The organism is Mycoplasma phocimorsus, from assembly GCF_030077875.1.
In the GTDB taxonomy this organism is placed as follows: domain Bacteria; phylum Bacillota_I; class Bacilli_A; order Mycoplasmatales; family Metamycoplasmataceae; genus Mycoplasma_H; species Mycoplasma_H phocimorsus.
Genome location: NZ_JASEJT010000005.1, coordinates 43,998 through 61,879, shown reverse-complemented (window position 1 = coordinate 61,879; position 17,882 = coordinate 43,998). Strand labels below are relative to the sequence as shown.

12 protein-coding genes are annotated in these 17,882 nt (G+C 23.5%); 4 read left to right on the top strand and 8 right to left on the bottom strand.

What is annotated here, in order from left to right:
* Nucleotides 1-5: 5 nt before the first annotated feature.
* Both QMA87_RS00560 and QMA87_RS00555 read right to left on the bottom strand, forming a co-directional pair.
* Entirely contained in the window at nt 6-1,178 is a 1,173-nt protein-coding gene (locus tag QMA87_RS00560; RefSeq protein WP_283823484.1) for an ABC transporter ATP-binding protein, read from the bottom strand.
* Nucleotides 1,178-9,178 carry an FtsX-like permease family protein gene (locus QMA87_RS00555; RefSeq protein WP_283833656.1) on the bottom strand — a complete coding sequence of 2,667 codons (8,001 nt, stop codon included), beginning with the start codon at nt 9,176-9,178 and terminating at the stop codon, nt 1,178-1,180. The genes QMA87_RS00560 and QMA87_RS00555 overlap by 1 nt, the downstream gene beginning before the upstream one ends.
* Nucleotides 9,179-9,435: 257 nt before the next feature.
* Here QMA87_RS00555 and rpsP point away from each other — a divergent pair, with 257 nt between their 5' ends.
* Genes rpsP through rplS form a run of 3 tightly spaced genes read left to right on the top strand, consistent with a single transcriptional unit; the run spans nt 9,436 to nt 10,723 of the window.
* A complete protein-coding gene (gene rpsP / locus QMA87_RS00550) occupies nt 9,436-9,696 on the top strand; it encodes a 30S ribosomal protein S16 (protein WP_283823482.1) in 261 nt (86 codons plus the stop codon).
* Nucleotides 9,697-9,702: 6 nt separating this feature from the next.
* On the top strand, nt 9,703-10,377 hold the full coding sequence (trmD, locus tag QMA87_RS00545; RefSeq protein WP_283833654.1) for a tRNA (guanosine(37)-N1)-methyltransferase TrmD: 675 nt from the start codon (nt 9,703-9,705) through the stop codon (nt 10,375-10,377).
* Nucleotides 10,367-10,723, top strand: a complete 357-nt coding sequence (gene rplS / locus QMA87_RS00540; protein WP_283823480.1) for a 50S ribosomal protein L19 — start codon at nt 10,367-10,369, stop codon at nt 10,721-10,723. Before trmD ends, rplS begins: the two co-directional genes overlap by 11 nt.
* A gap of 153 nt (nt 10,724-10,876) precedes the next feature.
* On the opposite strand, the gene QMA87_RS00535 is transcribed toward rplS, so the two are convergent.
* From QMA87_RS00535 to QMA87_RS00510, 6 genes are read right to left on the bottom strand one after another with little or no spacing between them, the layout of a single operon-like run.
* Entirely contained in the window at nt 10,877-11,461 is a 585-nt protein-coding gene (locus QMA87_RS00535) for a hypothetical protein (protein WP_283823478.1), read from the bottom strand.
* On the bottom strand, nt 11,461-12,330 hold the full coding sequence (locus QMA87_RS00530) for an aromatic motif membrane protein (protein ID WP_283827178.1): 870 nt from the start codon (nt 12,328-12,330) through the stop codon (nt 11,461-11,463). Before QMA87_RS00530 ends, QMA87_RS00535 begins: the two co-directional genes overlap by 1 nt.
* Complete coding sequence (locus tag QMA87_RS00525; RefSeq protein ID WP_283833514.1) at nt 12,330-13,187, bottom strand: aromatic motif membrane protein; 858 nt, start codon at nt 13,185-13,187, stop codon at nt 12,330-12,332. Before QMA87_RS00525 ends, QMA87_RS00530 begins: the two co-directional genes overlap by 1 nt.
* Nucleotides 13,177-14,211 carry an aromatic motif membrane protein gene (locus QMA87_RS00520; protein WP_283833653.1) on the bottom strand — a complete coding sequence of 345 codons (1,035 nt, stop codon included), beginning with the start codon at nt 14,209-14,211 and terminating at the stop codon, nt 13,177-13,179. Before QMA87_RS00520 ends, QMA87_RS00525 begins: the two co-directional genes overlap by 11 nt.
* Nucleotides 14,189-14,893, bottom strand: coding sequence for an ABC transporter ATP-binding protein (locus QMA87_RS00515; protein ID WP_283823474.1), 705 nt, complete (start codon nt 14,891-14,893; stop codon nt 14,189-14,191). Before QMA87_RS00515 ends, QMA87_RS00520 begins: the two co-directional genes overlap by 23 nt.
* Nucleotides 14,893-16,761, bottom strand: a complete 1,869-nt coding sequence (locus tag QMA87_RS00510; RefSeq protein ID WP_283823473.1) for an ABC-2 transporter permease — start codon at nt 16,759-16,761, stop codon at nt 14,893-14,895. Before QMA87_RS00510 ends, QMA87_RS00515 begins: the two co-directional genes overlap by 1 nt.
* A 110-nt stretch (nt 16,762-16,871) precedes the next feature.
* On the opposite strand from QMA87_RS00510, the gene QMA87_RS00505 reads away from it, so the two are divergent.
* The gene (locus tag QMA87_RS00505; protein ID WP_283823472.1) at nt 16,872-17,879 is read left to right on the top strand and encodes a ZIP family metal transporter; all 1,008 of its coding nucleotides are present in this window, start codon (nt 16,872-16,874) and stop codon (nt 17,877-17,879) included.
* The last annotated feature ends 3 nt before the right edge of the window (nt 17,880-17,882 follow it).

The following is a 17,882-nucleotide window of genomic DNA, read 5'->3' as shown; positions in this document are numbered from 1 at the left end:
TTTTCTTACTTAGAGTATCCTAATTGTTCAATTGTGGCTGGATTATTATTAATCTTAATTTCAGCAATTTTTCCTTCTTCAATATAGATAATTTTATTAGCTAGACGAGAAATAGGTTCATCATGTGTAACCATAATAATAGTTGTATTATATTCTTTATTCATTTTATCTAAAGAAGTAAGAACAATTTTTGTAGTTTCAGGATCAAGGGCACCGGTTGGTTCATCAGCAATTATAACTGGTGAATTTTTAATTAAAGCACGCAATATTGAAACTCGTTGTTGTTGTCCTCCTGACATTGTTGCTGGAAATTTATATTTAATATTATCAATATCATATTCACTAAATAATTTATCAATATCTAATACTTTTTCTTTGTCTTTTTGTAAATAACTGCCTGATAAAACATTATCATAAGCACTTAAATTTTCAAGAAGATAGTATGACTGAAATATAAATGAAATATTATTTCTTCTAAATCATGTTAGTTTTGAATCAGAAAGCGTTTCAATGTTGACTCCATTATTAATAATGCTTCCAGCAGTAGGACGATCTAATCCAGAAATTAAATTTAATAATGTAGACTTACCTGAACCTGATTTACCATAAATGGCTACATATTCTCCTTTTTTAATTTCAAAGGAAATATTATCAAGCACCTTAGTAATTTCAGAATCATTTACATAAAATTTTGAAACATTATTACCTTTAATAATTATTTCATCATTGATTTTTTCAATATATGGATTTTTCTTTTCTTCTACATCAATAAAGATTTTAATATTTAAAATAATAAAATCTTTATCTTTAGTAATAGTGACTATTTCAAATGATTTGTTTAATGAAAGTGGATAGCTTAAATTACATTTAATGCCTTTATTCATCATATTAATATTTTTATTAAAGATTTTAGTAATTATTTCATCGAAAATAACATTAATTTCTTCAGAATAAATATTACGATTAAATGTTAAATCTTTACGATTGATAAATAATTTAAATTGATTAATACTTGAAAAAGGTTTTTTTGTTTTATTAACTAAATTTAAATATTTAGCAATAGGTTTATTTATAATGATTTTATCTTTTGATAAAATCAACTTGTCAATAGTTCCTTCATCAAAATTATTTTTATTAAATAATTTTAAAGAAATTTTTTTAATTAACTTTTTTACCATTATTTACCTTTCATAATATCAAGTGCTTTAGCTTTATTAATTGTAATTCAAGAAGTATATAGCGTAATACCAATAGCCAAAATAATAAAAATTGAAACTATTAAGACTGATGAGAATGTTAAAAGTAATGGAATATAGATATTACCTAAATTTAGCATTAAATTTACAAAAGCATTGGCTAAAATTACTGTAATCGGAACACTTATTAAAATAGCAATTACAATAAATGGTACAAATGCTGAAAAAATCATTCTTATTCTTTCGCGTTTATTGTAACCAAGAATTGAAAGAAGTGCAATATTTCTTTGATTTTCATTAATAATAATACTACTAATAATAACTAAAATAATAATTGAAAGTAATAATGAAATTAATAATGAAGAAATAATTAATTTTTCTATTGTGCTTTGAATTGAAGTAATAAATCCTAATTCAATATTTTTGGCATCAATTGATGATGCTGACGGAAAATAAAGTTTTTCTTCAAAAACTTTAGTAAATGCTTTAATAGCTACACCAGAATTTTTAAGTGCTTCATTTAAATCTTTATTCAAAAACTTTTCTACTTGAGCTAAGCTAAAACCATATTTTTTAAATACATTATTACCAACTCAATTACCTTTTTTATCTTTAATACCGAAAATATTCGCAAATATTTTTTCTGGATTATCTTTAATAGTAAATGAATCAAGAGCTGGTCAGTAACCTGAATTTGAATATAATGAACTGGTGCCAATTAATTGTTCTGGAATCTTATTAGCAGATATAACACCATTAAAACGTTGTTCTGGTTTAAATTGATCAAAGCCAATAATTTTATCAGCATCTTTTTTAAGAATAATTAATTCATCTTTAATATATGTATTATTAATTCCAACAATTTCAAGCGTTATTTTCTGCTCAGTATTTTCTTGTGAATTTAATAACTTTGTAAAACGATTAATATTATTATTTACAACAACTTGAATAGTATCTCCAATTTGAAAGTTAAATTTTCTTTGTGTGACAGTATTAACTAAAATAGGATAATTATTTCCTTGATATTGATTTAATTCTGCTTTAAGAGTTTCATCTAATTCAAATAATTTTGAATCATTTTTATAACCGTATAATCTTAATTTATTTATTGAATTATCTACCGAGTAAGTTGTATCTACATATGTATATTTTTCATCATAGTTTTTATCAAAGTAAATACCACCAAATGAAATATAGTAGTCTTTTATTTTTTCTTGGATTTTAAATATATTATTAATTGAATATTTATTTTCAGAATAATTAGCATTAGCAATATTTCTATAAGCTTTTACAAGAAAGTTACGATATTTATTTCTAATTATTGTCGTTGAAGATGTTGATTCAATATTCATATATTCATAATCATCACGTTCTGGTGAATATTTAGCAAATTTAAAAGCTTTTTCATTTTCATTGTTAATGTAGATAAAAAAATCTGTTTTTTTATTATTTTTATCTACTGCATAAACACCAAATTTTGAAATTTGTCAAAATGTCATTACATCTTTAAAAAGATTGTTAACAATTCTGTTAATTTCTCTAGTTTCAAGTAAGTTTTCGACTGTTAAACGATGCTTAACAATTGTTTTAGTTTTTTCAATAAAGTTTATTCTGTTTTCTTCAATTTGTAAATCTTTTTCTTTTAAATTTAATTCCTTAAGAACTTTATCAAAAAGTAGATATTGAAGTTTAATTCCTTCTTGAGCATTTTGAAGTGCATAACCAACTTTATCTCTAATACTATCTACTTTAAATTTCTGAGTATCAGGCATTGCATTATATGCAAATTGTCAAGGCGTAATATTTAAACCAGCTACCTTAATATCTGCACTAAATTGTGTAATTATATGTGGTGAAGTGCGATCATTTTTACTAATAGCACCATTTATGTTTTCGGCAGCATTAATTACACTAGAATAACCAGGACTAAAGTAATCAAATGTTTCGAGTTTTGTTTCTCCACCACCACCATAAGGTACATACAATTGATTTTCGAGCGCTGTACCATCATAATCTGTATAACTTCCGCCTTGATGTGTAGGAGTTTCTAAGTCAAGTTTAAAATTAAACTTTCTTCCTTCATAAGTTTTATTTGTAATATTATCAAATTCACCATAAGAAATAAATCCAAATACAGCTACTATTGATGTTATTATAATTGAAGAAGAGAAGGCAGCCATCTTAGGTAATGAATTAAGCGTTAAACTTGAAATAAATTTAGATTTAACACTTAGTTTTTTTGCTTTTGCAATTTTTGTTTGAATTAATGTTCAAGAATTATTATTTTTACCAGTAATAAGTTCAAGAGGATTAGCTTTAAGAGTTAATGTAGTAATAAGAATAATTAGAAGCGAAACACCAATGAATGGTACCAAAATAGCAAATATCATAGAAAAAATATTAAAGTTAATTGCTTGTTTGGGAAGTGTTCAATAATTATTAAATACCTCCATAGTGGCAATTTGTACTTGCTGCCCAATAATATAACCTAATAAACCACTACCAATTGTTGTTATTGCTGCAAAAATAATCATAGATTTAGCAATTTCTATTGGTGAGTAGCCTTGAGCAATTAAAATTCCTAATACTTTTTGTTTGTTGCCGATATATCTTCTAACAACAAAAGTAATAGCAACAGAAATCATTAAAATTATAAATGAAATAATAATAACAATTGCTCAATTCATTGTTTCAAGAAATTTAATTGGTGTAGAAATTCTGATTACTCTTTCAGGATTAATTTGATCAATTTCATTATTTAAAAATACTCTATTAATTGGTGATTTATAACCAATTATTTTTTCTAGTTCAGTTGTAATTTTTTCTTTGACAACTTCATTTTTAATGCCTGTTTCATTTTTGATTAATAAATATTTTTTAATAACATTCCCTCTATAAGCATTAGTTATTCTGTCAAAGCCTTCACTATTTACATATACGATAGCTTGATTTGATGTGTTAACAGAAATATTATTTTCATCAATAACTGGATATAAATAATCAATAGTAGTATCTTCGCCAACAATAATAAATTTAGTACCATTAATATTAATTAAAAATTTAGAATTTAAATTTTCAATTAAATAGTTCATATCAAGTTGATTAGAAGGAATTTTACCTGTGTAAATTGCCTTATTATTATTGATTAAGTAAGCGTAATTGACTTTAGCTAAATAACTTTTAATACCATTAAAAGAAATTAAAGTATTTTGTGCTTGTTCAAATGTTACAGAATCAATTGACTTATTAATTAATTCCTGAAAATCAATTCCAAAAATAGAATTTCCTTCAAAACTATTTTTTAAATAATTAAATAAACCATTATCTAATGAAAAGGGAACTTCTTCATCTTTAGATACTAACTGCGACTCATATGTGGGAATCGCTTGTATTAAAACATCAAGTAAATAATTAAATTCAATTTTATTATTTACAATTTTATTTAAATTTGTTATTTTATTTTTAACAATATATGCTAAATTGCCTTCTACATTGTTATTATTTGGGAAATAATTTGTATTAGAAATAAACCAAATAATTGTTCCAATACTTAATTTTCTTAAATATTTATTGGTAATAATTGAAGGAATATTAAAAATATTTAAAAATGAATCAAAAGTTGAGTTTTTAATGAAAAATTTATTTAATAATTCAACAATTTCAAAACTACTATTTTCTAATAAATTAATAGCATTTAATTGATTTTGTATATAAGTATTTTCACTTTTAGCTGTTAATTGTTTATCAATAACTAATATTGCTCAATAGTTTACTAATGGTATTAATAATTGATCAAATAAATTATTATCAATAATGTTCTCTTTAAGTAATAAATTTTTTTCAAAATTTGCTTTTATAAAATTCCTAAAAGTAATAGCTATCTGCTGATAATTAACTAATCCGTTTCAAGTAGAAATTCCACCAAAAGTATTTTCGGGAAGATTGGGATTATTACCATCAATAACTTTTGAAGCTAATTTTTCCCTTAATTGTGTAAATTCATTACTAAAAATAATATTAATTATTAGTCTAGCTATTTTATAGGCAACTGCTGGATTATTAATTTTTACAATTAAGTTTGTAATAAATTTATAAACTGCTGCTTGAGATTTATATTCATCAATTTCATTTTTAAAATCTGGCGAAACATATTCAATAATTCTATTAATTAATTTAGCTAGTGCTGGATAATCTTCTTTTTGTTGAATACGAAGCGAAAGATTTTTTAATAAATAATATGAATTTAATAATATTTTTAATGAATTAATATTATTAATAAAATTATTTAATACACTTCTTTCAATTGAAGGAGTAATATTTGGATTGATATTTAAATAGTAATGAATTATTTTTTTCTCATCTTCTGAAAGTTTATTAGTATCAAATTTATCGCGAATATAAAGTTCTAATTTATCACTAATTGATTTTTCAAAATCAAACAATGTAAATCCTGTTTCATTTGCTTTCCCTAATAAAAGAGCTAAATCAGTAAGTGATAATTTATCAGCTTCTGATGAAGGCAAAAATAAACTATCAGTCAATCTTAATGTTTTATCTGAAAAGTTAAATAATCTTACAATTAATTCTTTAAAATTTTTATCATCACTATTATTTTCAAATAGTGATTTGAAAATATCAGATAAAAATTCTCTTGTATTATAACTAGGAATAATAACTTTATTGTGTTGAACTTTTGAGCCTGAAGCTATAAGCGAAATTAAATCTTTACGTTCAAGTTTTGAAAGATGTTTATTTAAAACCGCTTTAATACTTGTTCAATTAAATAAATTAAATAATTCTTTAAAACCTAATTTAAAATTTTTTGCATTTCTAATTAATGATTTCATTAAAATTTCAATTAAATTATTATTAATACTACTATTAAATAATGTAAATTTTTGTCTTGCAATATAATCGAAATTAATGTAATCAATAAAATTTCCAATTGCAGAAATTAAACTTGTAATATTAATTGAATTAATAAGCGGTTTTAATAAGTCGATTTGAGTATATTCTCTAACAAATCCATTTTCATCTTTAAATTTATAGTGATTTTCATTAGTTGGATTTTCAGTAAAAAATTCTTTCATTTCTTTAAAATATGTTCTAAAATCAATAGAGTTCACTATATTTGAAAACTCTATTAAAAAACGATCAACATCTTTAATTGAAGAATATAGCACATTATAATTAATATTTACTAAAAATGTTTCACCAGTAAATGTTGAAATAAAATTTGCTAATTCTTGAGCCTCACGATTAAAGTCATTAACATTTTGAACATTTTTAGCTAATGCTGTAAAGGCATTAATAATAAAATTATTAAATATACCTGGATATTTTGAAGTTAACTGATAACCTAATTCAACTGCCATTGGTAAAAATTTTGATGGGTTAATACCAGCGGTAACAAAAACTTTAGCAAAATTGTGTTTATTAAATGCAACTCTTAATTCACTAAAAAATCTAGATAAAAATTCTAATGTGACATAACCATTTTTTACAATATCTAGTTTTAAAATTGATTGTTCTAAATTATAAATTAAATTATTTGAAGTTCCTGAAGTATAAGCTTCATCAACAACTTCATTTAAAGGAACACGATAAATTAAAGGAAGAAAGTTGATATTTTTAAACTGTTCATCAGTTTTAAGTCATTTTTTATTATGAATAATATTGACACTATTTATTGTAAACGAATCTAAATTAACAAAAAAGTAAAATAAATCAGATTCAGATAAACGATTTTTGAATAAATTTAGTCTTTCATCTTTAATAAAAGTTTCAGGCAGTTCGCTTCATGGCGAATTATTGTCTTTTTTATAAAGAATTACATACTTACTTTTATATTTTGTTATCCCTAAAATATTAGTTTCTTGAGTTTTATCATATTTATTTGATAAAGTACGTAAAACAATAATTTTTCTCAATTCATCATGAATATTATTTGTTAGCTCATCTTTAATTTTTACTTTTTTGTATTCTAAATCGGCATTGAAATATTTAGGATCTGAAAGAAAATTAGAGAAGATAAGTGGAACTAATTTAGCCGAAATAAAAGTTGGTAAGTATTCGCTATCATTAATTGAATCAGAATCAACTTTTAAATGTCTAATTGAAGTTTGGTTTTTGGCTTCATTATAAAGTTTTCCAACATTAAGTTTAAAACCATCAACTTTTTCATTTTCATCGCCTATATCAACAAAATGAAAAACATTTTTATTGTTATTTTCTTCATCAAATGAATCAATTGAAAGTGTTTTACGATATCCAATATTATCTAAACCTATTTTTTTACCTTCTATATCAAGATTAGTAATATGATTAATAATTTGCTTAATTTTATAATATTTAGCTCCTTCTGTAATATTATTGATTGCTTTATTAAGAATTTGCGCATCACTAATTTTATTTAGAATTTGCTCGTTTGTCTTATTATTTTGTGATTTTTCGAAATTAATAACTTCTTGTCTAATTGATGTTTTTGAATCCTTTAAGTCTTTAATATTAGAAATTATTTCATTAAGTTCAGATTCTTGGACAGATAAATCAAATTTTAAAACATCAACATTATTTCTAACCTTGTTTTGTAAAATAGAAATAATATCTTCTTCATTTAGAACATCTAAAGAATTTCATCTAATAATAAATTTTTCTTTAGTTCAATATATTAATTTTTGAAGATCTTGATATGTTCCAAATTTCTTAGTTAGCTCTTCATTTCCACTGCGGAGCGATTCAATAAATTTGCAAAGTGAGCCTTCTCAATTTTCAGGATATTCATCAAATGTAATACGATAATTTCTTTGATAGAATTTATCAATTTCTAATTCATTAAAAATTAAATTATGGGGAATTATATAATTAGAATTAGGTTGAAATAAACTATCTGTTTTTTCTTTAAAGTTTAAAGTAAAGATTTTTTTTACATCATCAAAATTTGAAGATGGAAATTCAGATACAATTTTATCTTTATAATTATTTTTAAATCAAGAAAATGAAATAACTTCATTATCGAGCTTAGAATTAAAATTTTTAATATTTTCTTTAGTAAAATTAGCAATTTTAAAAATTGGATGATTAATAGAATTATCTAATTCATAATAATGCTTATAAGTATCAGATTTTTTAAGCCCAAACAATTTTGCTGATGTGTCTTCATCAATAATAATTGCTTCACCATTATTAATTCAATTATTAGCAATATCTAAATAATTAAAAGAAATTTCTTTTGTTTTAATATTTAGATATGCATTTGAAATGTTATAAAAAAGAGCGCGATCATTTTCTCATTTAACATCAAAAAGCTCATTTACTTGAGCTTTATTGTATTTAAAGTTATTGGCTTCTTCTTCAACTAATTTAATATTTTGATCATAATTAATAGTTAAAATTTTTTCAACTTGTACAAACTTTCCATTAGCATTTTTTTGAAAAATTTTAAGTTTAGGTAAAGAATTGCGAGCTTTTAATTTTTCAAAAAGTTCTTTGCTACTTACGCTAAAAATTCTTTTATCTAAATCAAAATTATAAATTTGATCCTTTTTTAAATTATTCGACAACTGAAATGAATCATAAATTAATTTAAAATCATGTTTATCTATATATAAATTATCATAATTATTAATACCAAGCGAAGAAATTAAAATAAAATCAGATTTAGTTTTACTTAAATCTAAAATAATTTTTTTATTTGATAACTTTTGTTTGTTAATAAAAATATTGGGAATATCTTTTGTCTGATTATTAACAAAATATCCTCCGCTTTTAATAGAATCTGTATTTTGAAGGTTTAAATCAAGCGTAATATCATGTAGTCTTGAAATATTTTTAATATCTTTTTCTTGAGAATTAAATGAACTTCTAAGATTAAAAAGTAATGTGAAAATAAAAGAAGTAAGGAATACTAAAATAGAAATTCCAATTGTTACAACCTTGTTTTTTGATAATGATTTAAATACTTCTTTAATAAGTCTTTTCATAATGCTCCTAAAAAATATTATTTATAATTTTAATATATTTTGCGTTTTTTTAAAAAATAAGATAAAAAGATTCATGTTTTTATTAAAAAAATACTTAAAATATTTAAATAATATTTTTTACAAATTAATAATATTATTTAGAAAAATTATTGAAAAAAAATGTTTTTAATAAAAATTTAAATATGTAAAGTTTTTTTGCTTTACATATAATTTATATGTTATTATTAATATGCATTTAGCAAAATAAGGAGATTATTATGGTCAAATTAAGACTAAGACGTGGTGGAAAAAAATTCTATCCAGTTTATAAACTAGTTGCTATTGATGCACGTAAAGCAAGAGATGGAGAATTCATTGAAGATTTAGGAAGTTACAATCCTCATACAAAAGAATTAACATTCAAAGAAGAACGTGTTAAATCATGACTAGATGAAGGTGCTCAACCAACTGCTACATTTAAAAACTTACTAAAATCAAAACAACTTTGAAGCAAATTTACAGCTGCTCCTAAAAAATAGTTTTATATGAAAATAAATTTTTTAACTTTGTTTCCTTCTTACTATGATTCGTTTATGAATGAATCAATTATTAATAAGGCTATAAAAAGAAAGTTAATTGAATTTAATGTTGTTGATTGACGTCAGTTTTCCACAAATAAACATAACAATGTAGATGATAGTGTTTATGGTGGAGGAAAAGGAATGCTTTTAAGTGTCGAACCAATTGATTTAGCGCTAGAAAGTGTAGGTGGATATAAAATTCTTATATCACCACAAGGAAAACCATTTACACAAAAGGATGCTCATAGACTATCAAAAATGGATAATATAACATTCATTGCTGGTCGTTATGAAGGTTTTGATGAGAGAGTAAATTATTTTATTGATGAAACAATTTCAATAGGTGATTATATTCTTACTAATGGAGATATTGCTGCTATTGTTTTAGCAGATAGTATAACAAGATTAATTCCTGGCGTAATTAAACAAGAATCTCATCAAAATGATTCTTTTGAAAATGAAGGATATTTAGATTTTCCTCAATATACAAAGCCAAGAATATACAAGGGTTATGAAGTTCCTGAAGTATTATTAAATGGTAATCATAAAGAGATTGAAAAATGACGAAAAGAACAACAAATTATTAAAACTAAAAAATGTCGCCCAGACATTATTGAAAGGATAAATAATGAGAAATAAATTATTAGAAGCTGTAGAAAAAAGTCAAATTAGAACTGACTTACCTCAATTTACAACAGGAACAAATGTTAAAGTTCATGTTCGTATTAAAGAGGGTGACAAAGAAAGAATACAGATTTTTGAAGGTTTAGTAATTAATAAAAAAGAATCAGGTACAAGAGAGCAATTTACAGTGCGTAGAGTTTCAGCTAATGGTGTTGGGATTGAGAGAACTTTTCCTCTTCATTCACCACTAATTTCATTAATTGAAGTTGTTAGAAAAAACAAAGTGCGTCGTAAAAAATTATGATTTATGAGAGAACGTAGTGGTAAAAGTGCTCGTCTTAAAGAAATTAAAAATAAATAATATTTCATATCGAAAACAAAAAAACAATTCAATAAAATTTTGAATTGTTTTTTATTCGGCTTTTTAAAACTAAAAAATTCAAATTATAGTACTATAAAGTATTTATTCGAGTTTTCTGTTTTTTGCCTGAAAAGTTTGAATCGTTAATTTTACTTATCTTTTAGTATTGATAATTGAATTTTTTGTAACTGTTAGTTGGCCATTATATAAGTAAAATGGTCCGTTTTTTCTTTCTTCTTTAGTATTACCTCTGTAATTTGAACCGAGTTGATATTGAATTATAATTTCGTTATCATTTTTAATAACACCGCTTCCGTTTTTACCACTACCTGTAATGTTTAAAATATATAAATAAACACCATTTAAATATTTGTTCAAATCAGATGCTGAATTTTTATCTCATGAATCTTTAATATCATAACCGGTATGAAAATGAGTAACGTGATTTATTCTTTCAGTCACAAAACTAAAAAATAAATTGTTTTGAATTAAAGAAATAATTTCATTATTATTTTTAGTATTTTTAAGTTGTTCAAAAAATTTTAAATTATCAAAATCTTGATTTTTATTTAAGTTTAAACTAACAATATTTTTAGTAATCTGTGTTTCTCAATTAGCATTCTTTTTTTCTTCCTCTGAAATTTTGGCTTCTTCTTGAATAGTTTTAAAAATTCCACATGAAGTTAAAGTTGGCAATAATAAAATTGGTAGCGATAATAATTTAGTAAATTTTAACATTATTTTTCCATCCTAAAAATTGTAAATCTTAAAGGCGCCCCACCATATTGTTCTTCAAAAAGTGTTTTAAAAGTTCTATCAGCATCTTTTCTCTCGAAAACATGAGTAACTGCTGAATAGGCTTTAATATCAAATACTTCATTTAAATTTTTGTTTAAATAAAGATCTTTATAAGTTCATGTATAAGTAAAGAAAGAAAAATCTCGAGGCATATTTTCTTCATCATCTGTTATTCTAATTTTTAAAATAAACCCTTCATTAGTTAAAAGATAAATAACTTTAGAATCTCCATCTTCATTAACTACATATTGTGCTATATCATTAGAAGACATTTTATAAAATGAACCAAGTTTTTTTATTGTTGCTATATGGTCTGCTGTTGTTAATTCAGCTGGAGAAGTAAATTTATCAAACTCAGGATATCCACTAAATTTAAGACGATCTAGATTAAATAATAATCATAATCAGTTACCTTTATAAGTTTTGCTTTCAGAATCATAAGAACCTTTTGTTAAATTATTAAATTCATTAAGAGATTTTTTTAAAATAAAAGTTTTTTTTCCAAATATAGTGCTTGGTGTTAATGATCTGATTGGATTAGCAGCAAATAATAAGGCATTATTAATTCTTTGAATATAATCATCAGTAATTTTCTTTTGTGACTCAATATATTTTTCTTTAACTTCTTTATTATTTTGGAATACTAAATTCAATATAGTATTTACATACTCTTTTTGTAAAAATGCATTTCATTTTTCTTCATATTCATTGTTAATTTGTAATTTAACTTCAGATTTATTAGTATTACATGATACTAAAGCGGGAGTAATTAAAAGAGCAGGAAAAAATAATTTTCTAAAAATTTTCATTATTTTTCTCCATTTCATAATAATAAAAGCTTAGCAGGCGCTCCATATCTAACTTTATTAATGTATGCATCTTCAAATTCTTTAAAGCCAAAATTAAATCCATGGACTAATGCAGCGTGAGCTATATTATTAATTACTCTTAGCGAAATATTTGAAGAAGTAGCTTTTCTAGGAAAACCTCATACATAAGCATTCATTTTTAACTCATTAGTAACATGATCTATTCTTAATCTAAATACGTTATTAGCTTTTCTTATGTATAAAATTGTAACATCTCCTAATTCATTACTTTCTTCGCCTTCAACTACTTCATCAAAAATATTAGTAGCAAATATTTTTCCATAATTAGAAGATAATGAAACATCAGGATAATCTAAATCATTTATATATTCAATATATTCTGGTGAATGTTTTCCGCCTTTTCCTTTATCAGGATAAAGTAATCATTCATAAAATGATAATGAAAATTTCCCAATATGTTTAAATACTCATAATCAATTTTTTGAAATCAAATTGCTATATGCTTCTAAATCTTCTTTAGAAATTCTTCTTTTAGCTGTTGTATATTTCATTTTAAATTTATTTAATTCAGCTTTCATATATTCATCATGCTGTGCAGAATTTTGTAAATTTAAAAAAGTAGTACGTTCAACAGCATTAGTACCAAAAACTAATTTTGTTACTTTTTCAATAATTTCTTGTGTTTTTTCTTCTTTAGTTGAAACTTTATTAGGGTAATAATCATATTGTTTGTCAATAAGATGAGCTAACTTTTCGCTATTAGAAGTGTTTATGCATGAAATTGTAACTAATGGGCTTATTAAAGTAGTAAGTGATAATAATTTTTTAACTTTCATTATTCACTCCTCTAAAAGTATATCTATAAACTTTCATACCATCTGAATTCACTTTTAATAGCGTGTTGTAAACAAATTCATTATATGAATGGCGCTCAAATAATTTCAATAAATGAAAATCATTTGCTTCTTTTTCAAAAATTTCTTCTTCAAAAATTTCTGCTTCTTTTTGATATTCCATACGTTTAGCAATATTTTCAATTCTTGTTAAAAATATTTCCTTTTCAAAATTTTTTATTGTTTGCTCATCAGAATTTGGAATTAAAAATAAATCAGGTAACATTACTATTTTAGAAACATTATGCTTATCAACATATGTTCAAAATCTTAAGTATAAATCTTTTTCTATTTGAAGATAATGTGAAGTTAAGCCAATTTCATGGTTAGCAATATTATATTTGTTTTTTGAAAGAAGAAACTCACTAGAATTTTCTTTTTCAAAATCATTTCAATTATAAGAATAATGAGAAATAAGATTTTTAATATTATTTTTGGGCTGGATAATCAGTTTATTTGTTTCAAATAATTTTTCAATTACATTATTAATATCAATTTTACTTTTTGATTTTGGTATATCTGTATAACGATCAGAATAAGGATTAAAATTAAAAATCATGCGATTTAAATGTTTTAAATATCAATATCAATTTGATTTAAATAAATCTAAAACAAGTTGATGCGATTTTCCAAAAATTCTTGAAAAGTCATCATCTACTCTAGATTGGTTTTCTAGGTTAAATGGTGCAAAAAACGATAATGCATAATCCAATTCTTGAAATTTAGTTTCACTAATTGAATCCTGATTATTTATATATTTTTTTGCTAACAATTCACTTTCTTTAATTTCGCTTGGTGTATTAGCTTTAAAATTAACATGAATTTTAACTAACTGATCCAAAAGTTGATTACCATATGTTTCTTTTTCAATATTTTTTGATGAATTTGAACAACTAAGAACAATTGTTGGAGTAATAAAAAAAGTTGAAATCAAGGTTAATAATTTAAGATTTAATAACTTTTTCATTATAAAAACTTTCTAAATTAACATTTTTTACGCCACTATAAATTACTTTACCATTATCAATTAATGTGAAATCAGTTACGTATTTATCAATTTCAGATAAAATGTGAGAAATGATTAAAATAGTTACACCATTTGCATGTAATTCATTTAAAAGTTGAAAAAGCTCATATCTAGCACTAGGGTCTAAATTAGCAGCAGGTTCATCTAAAATAATTAATTGAGGATTATTTAATAACGCTTGGATTAAAAGAACTTTTTTCTTTTGACCTGAAGAAAAGGTTACTGGTTTATCATTTCTTAAATCATTAATATTGAATTTATTAAGAAGTGTTGTAATTTTTTCTTCAATAACATCTTTATTTACATTTGAAATAATACCCATTCATTTTAAATATTCATAAGTTGTTAATTCAGATGGAAAAAGCGTTTTTTCAGGAACAAAAGCAATACTTTCTCTTGAAAAAGGATTTCTATTAGAAATACCATTTATCAAAATTTCTCCTTCAAAAGAAGAGTATGCTCCAATAATTGATTTAATAACTGTTGTTTTACCTGATCCATTTTGTCCAATTAAGGCATGAAATTGTCCTTTAGTGATAGAAATATTGATATCATTAACACCACGATTATTATCTGAATATATTTTTGTTAAGTGCTTAACTTCTAAAATTGATTTATTCATTATTTATATTCCTTTCTAATGTATAAAATAGAGTTACCGAATACTAATAATAAAATAATAATTGTTCAAATTAATGGAAATACTCATTTAATAACTACTGAAGAATCTGAACGAATTTCATAAATCCCATCCTTTGATACTTCTTGGAATAATGTATTTTTTGAATTTTCTTTTAATTCATATCTTAAAACTACATCTTTAACTTTTTCTCCATCTTCATTTTCTTTTTCAATTACTCTATCAACTGGTATATATGATTCATATCCACCTATTTGATATTTATATCCATCGAATTCAAAGTTAAATAAAGCATTAGGATTACTTGTTTCTAAACCTACCTTAAATAATGCTTTTAACATTTCGCTATCATTATAAGCGAAATATAAATAGTAAACTAATGATATAGCTTTATAAAGTGTTTTTTGAATTTCGCTATCTAATAAGTTATTTTTAATAGCATCTTTATTAAATGTATTAATAGCAATATTTTCATATGTATTAATTTCTGAATTTTCATCTTGAACAAATTCTTGAATTGCTTTAATAATTACTTGTGAAGCTTCAATATAACGTTTAGGATCATTTAATTTTTCTTGAATAAATTTATTCATTAATTTTTCATAGAATTTTTTAGCTATAACATTAAATTTAAAATCATTAAGGATGTTGAAAAATTCATTTCATTCTAATTTCCCAACTAATCCTTTATCATTTAAAAATTCATACTTATCTTCAGGAATGCTAATATCAAAATTACTTGCATTTTCTCTTGCAAAAATTATTGAAGTATTAATTTGATTTTTAAATTGTGAGTAATTTTTAAGTGCGCCAGGAACTACGTATTTTGAAACAATTTTTGTAGTAATTTTTCCATCTACTTCATTTTCTTCTTCAACATTTAATGCTAATAATCTAGCATCTTTTTTGAAGGCATATTTATTAGTAATTAAGTCATTATGGTGATAATATAAATAGTTTTTAAGATTATTTGAATCTTGCTTTAAATAATTTAATTCCATATCTGATTTAAAATTATAAAAATCAAAAAATTGAAATGGGAGAATGGTTCATGAATAAATTCATGAGCCAAGAGCAGAATACTTAACTGATGATTTCAATTCATTAATGTATTCTAATTGTTTTTGTGAGAAGGCATCATTATTAATGCCATTATTGATTAAAAATAAATTATCTTTTTTATCATTTAAAAAGAATTGTTGCGAATTTAAGTTATTTCCTGCATTATTATATTTATAATGTTGATTCAAATAATAAGCAGAATTGTTTAATGATGAAGTTGAGTTTACTTGCAAACCAACACCACCAATTAATAGTGGAACAAATACGATAAATGGAAAAATTAATCCTATTTTATTTCCTACTTTAATACTAATTAATGTAACAATTGTTCCAAAAAACATAAAGCTAAATACTGCTACTGTAAATGCAATAATTGCAATAATGAAAATTGAACCTACTAGACTAATATCTAGTAATATGAAATTCATAATTAGATTTGATACTAAGATGAATGATGCTCAAATTAGTGAAAAGATTAATAATGTTATGTTTTTAGACATAACAAGAGTTTTTTTGCTGATAGGTTTAGAAAGAGAAAGAATATCAACTCCTTCTTTGTCAGTATCAACGAATAAATTTGTTGACTTTATGCCAGAATAAAACATTGTAAAAAGTATTGTAAAAAATGCAATTAAGTAAATACTTAAATATTGATTATCTTGATTAAAAAATAAAAATTTATATACTAGTGAAAATGCTAAAATGCAGATAAAGTAAACAAGAGGAATTATTCATGTGCTTTTTTTCTTTATAGTTTTAACTAAAAGAAAATTTATAAAATTCTTCATTTTATACCTTTCTTAATTTATAGTTTATTTGATTAAAAAGCAGCATATAATAATTAATCAAATATAATTATATATATTTTTAAAAATTAAGACTAAAAAAGGAGAAAAATTTGGAAACACAAAATGCGGTTTCTAGCGACTTAAATTGATATGTAAAGTTCTTTACAACAGGAATAGTGGCCAGTATTGTTCTGCTATTAATACCCATATTAATAGCTTTAATAATTCCTAAAATTATTAAAAAGCCAAGTAATTCTTTCTCTCTTTATATCTATTCATTTGTATCTGGAATGCTAATTATTTTAGGAACATTTGGTTATATGAGAGAGGCGCTGGAATTAAGTGCTACTTATCCCCATGCAACTGATGCAAGTACATTAATTAAGTTTGCTTGAAATTTTATTTGAATAGTTTCAGGTCTTGTAATTGGAGCGACAATTTCAGTTACAATAAAAGTGCTAGTATATAAATATACAAAGAAAAAGTTAAGTGGAGTTTATGTTCACAAACATAATGATTTGCATGGTTCACATTCGCATGAACATATTGATTTAATTTTTAATACTAATGATGTGATTGAATCAGATATTGCAATCGCAACTAAAAAAAATAAATGAACTGCTCTTTTCTTATTACTAGGTCATAGAATACCTGAAGGGATAATGATTGGGCTTTCTGTTTATAATATTTTTATATCTAAACAAAATACAGTTGCTTTTGATGCAATTTCTATTGTATTTTTAATAACATTTGTAATTCATACAGTGCCTGAAGAAGTGGTATTTTATTATCGACAAAGAGAAATGGGAATTTCACCAATAAAAGCAACATTTAATTCAATACTTGGACTTTCATTAATTATTCCATTTATCTTTATTGGAATGTTAACAAAATTTGGAATTGAAAATTCTGCTAATCAAAGCATTGTTATGCATGGTATTATTCCAATGATTAATGCTGCTATTGGTATAACAATGATTTTTACAGCTTTTGTTGAATTATTACCCGAATTCTTTCATACATCACTTAATGATAGAAAAAAATGAATTATTGTTATTAGTGTATTCTTTATTGGTGTAATATTTACAATATTATTACTAATATTTCACGTCCATTAGATC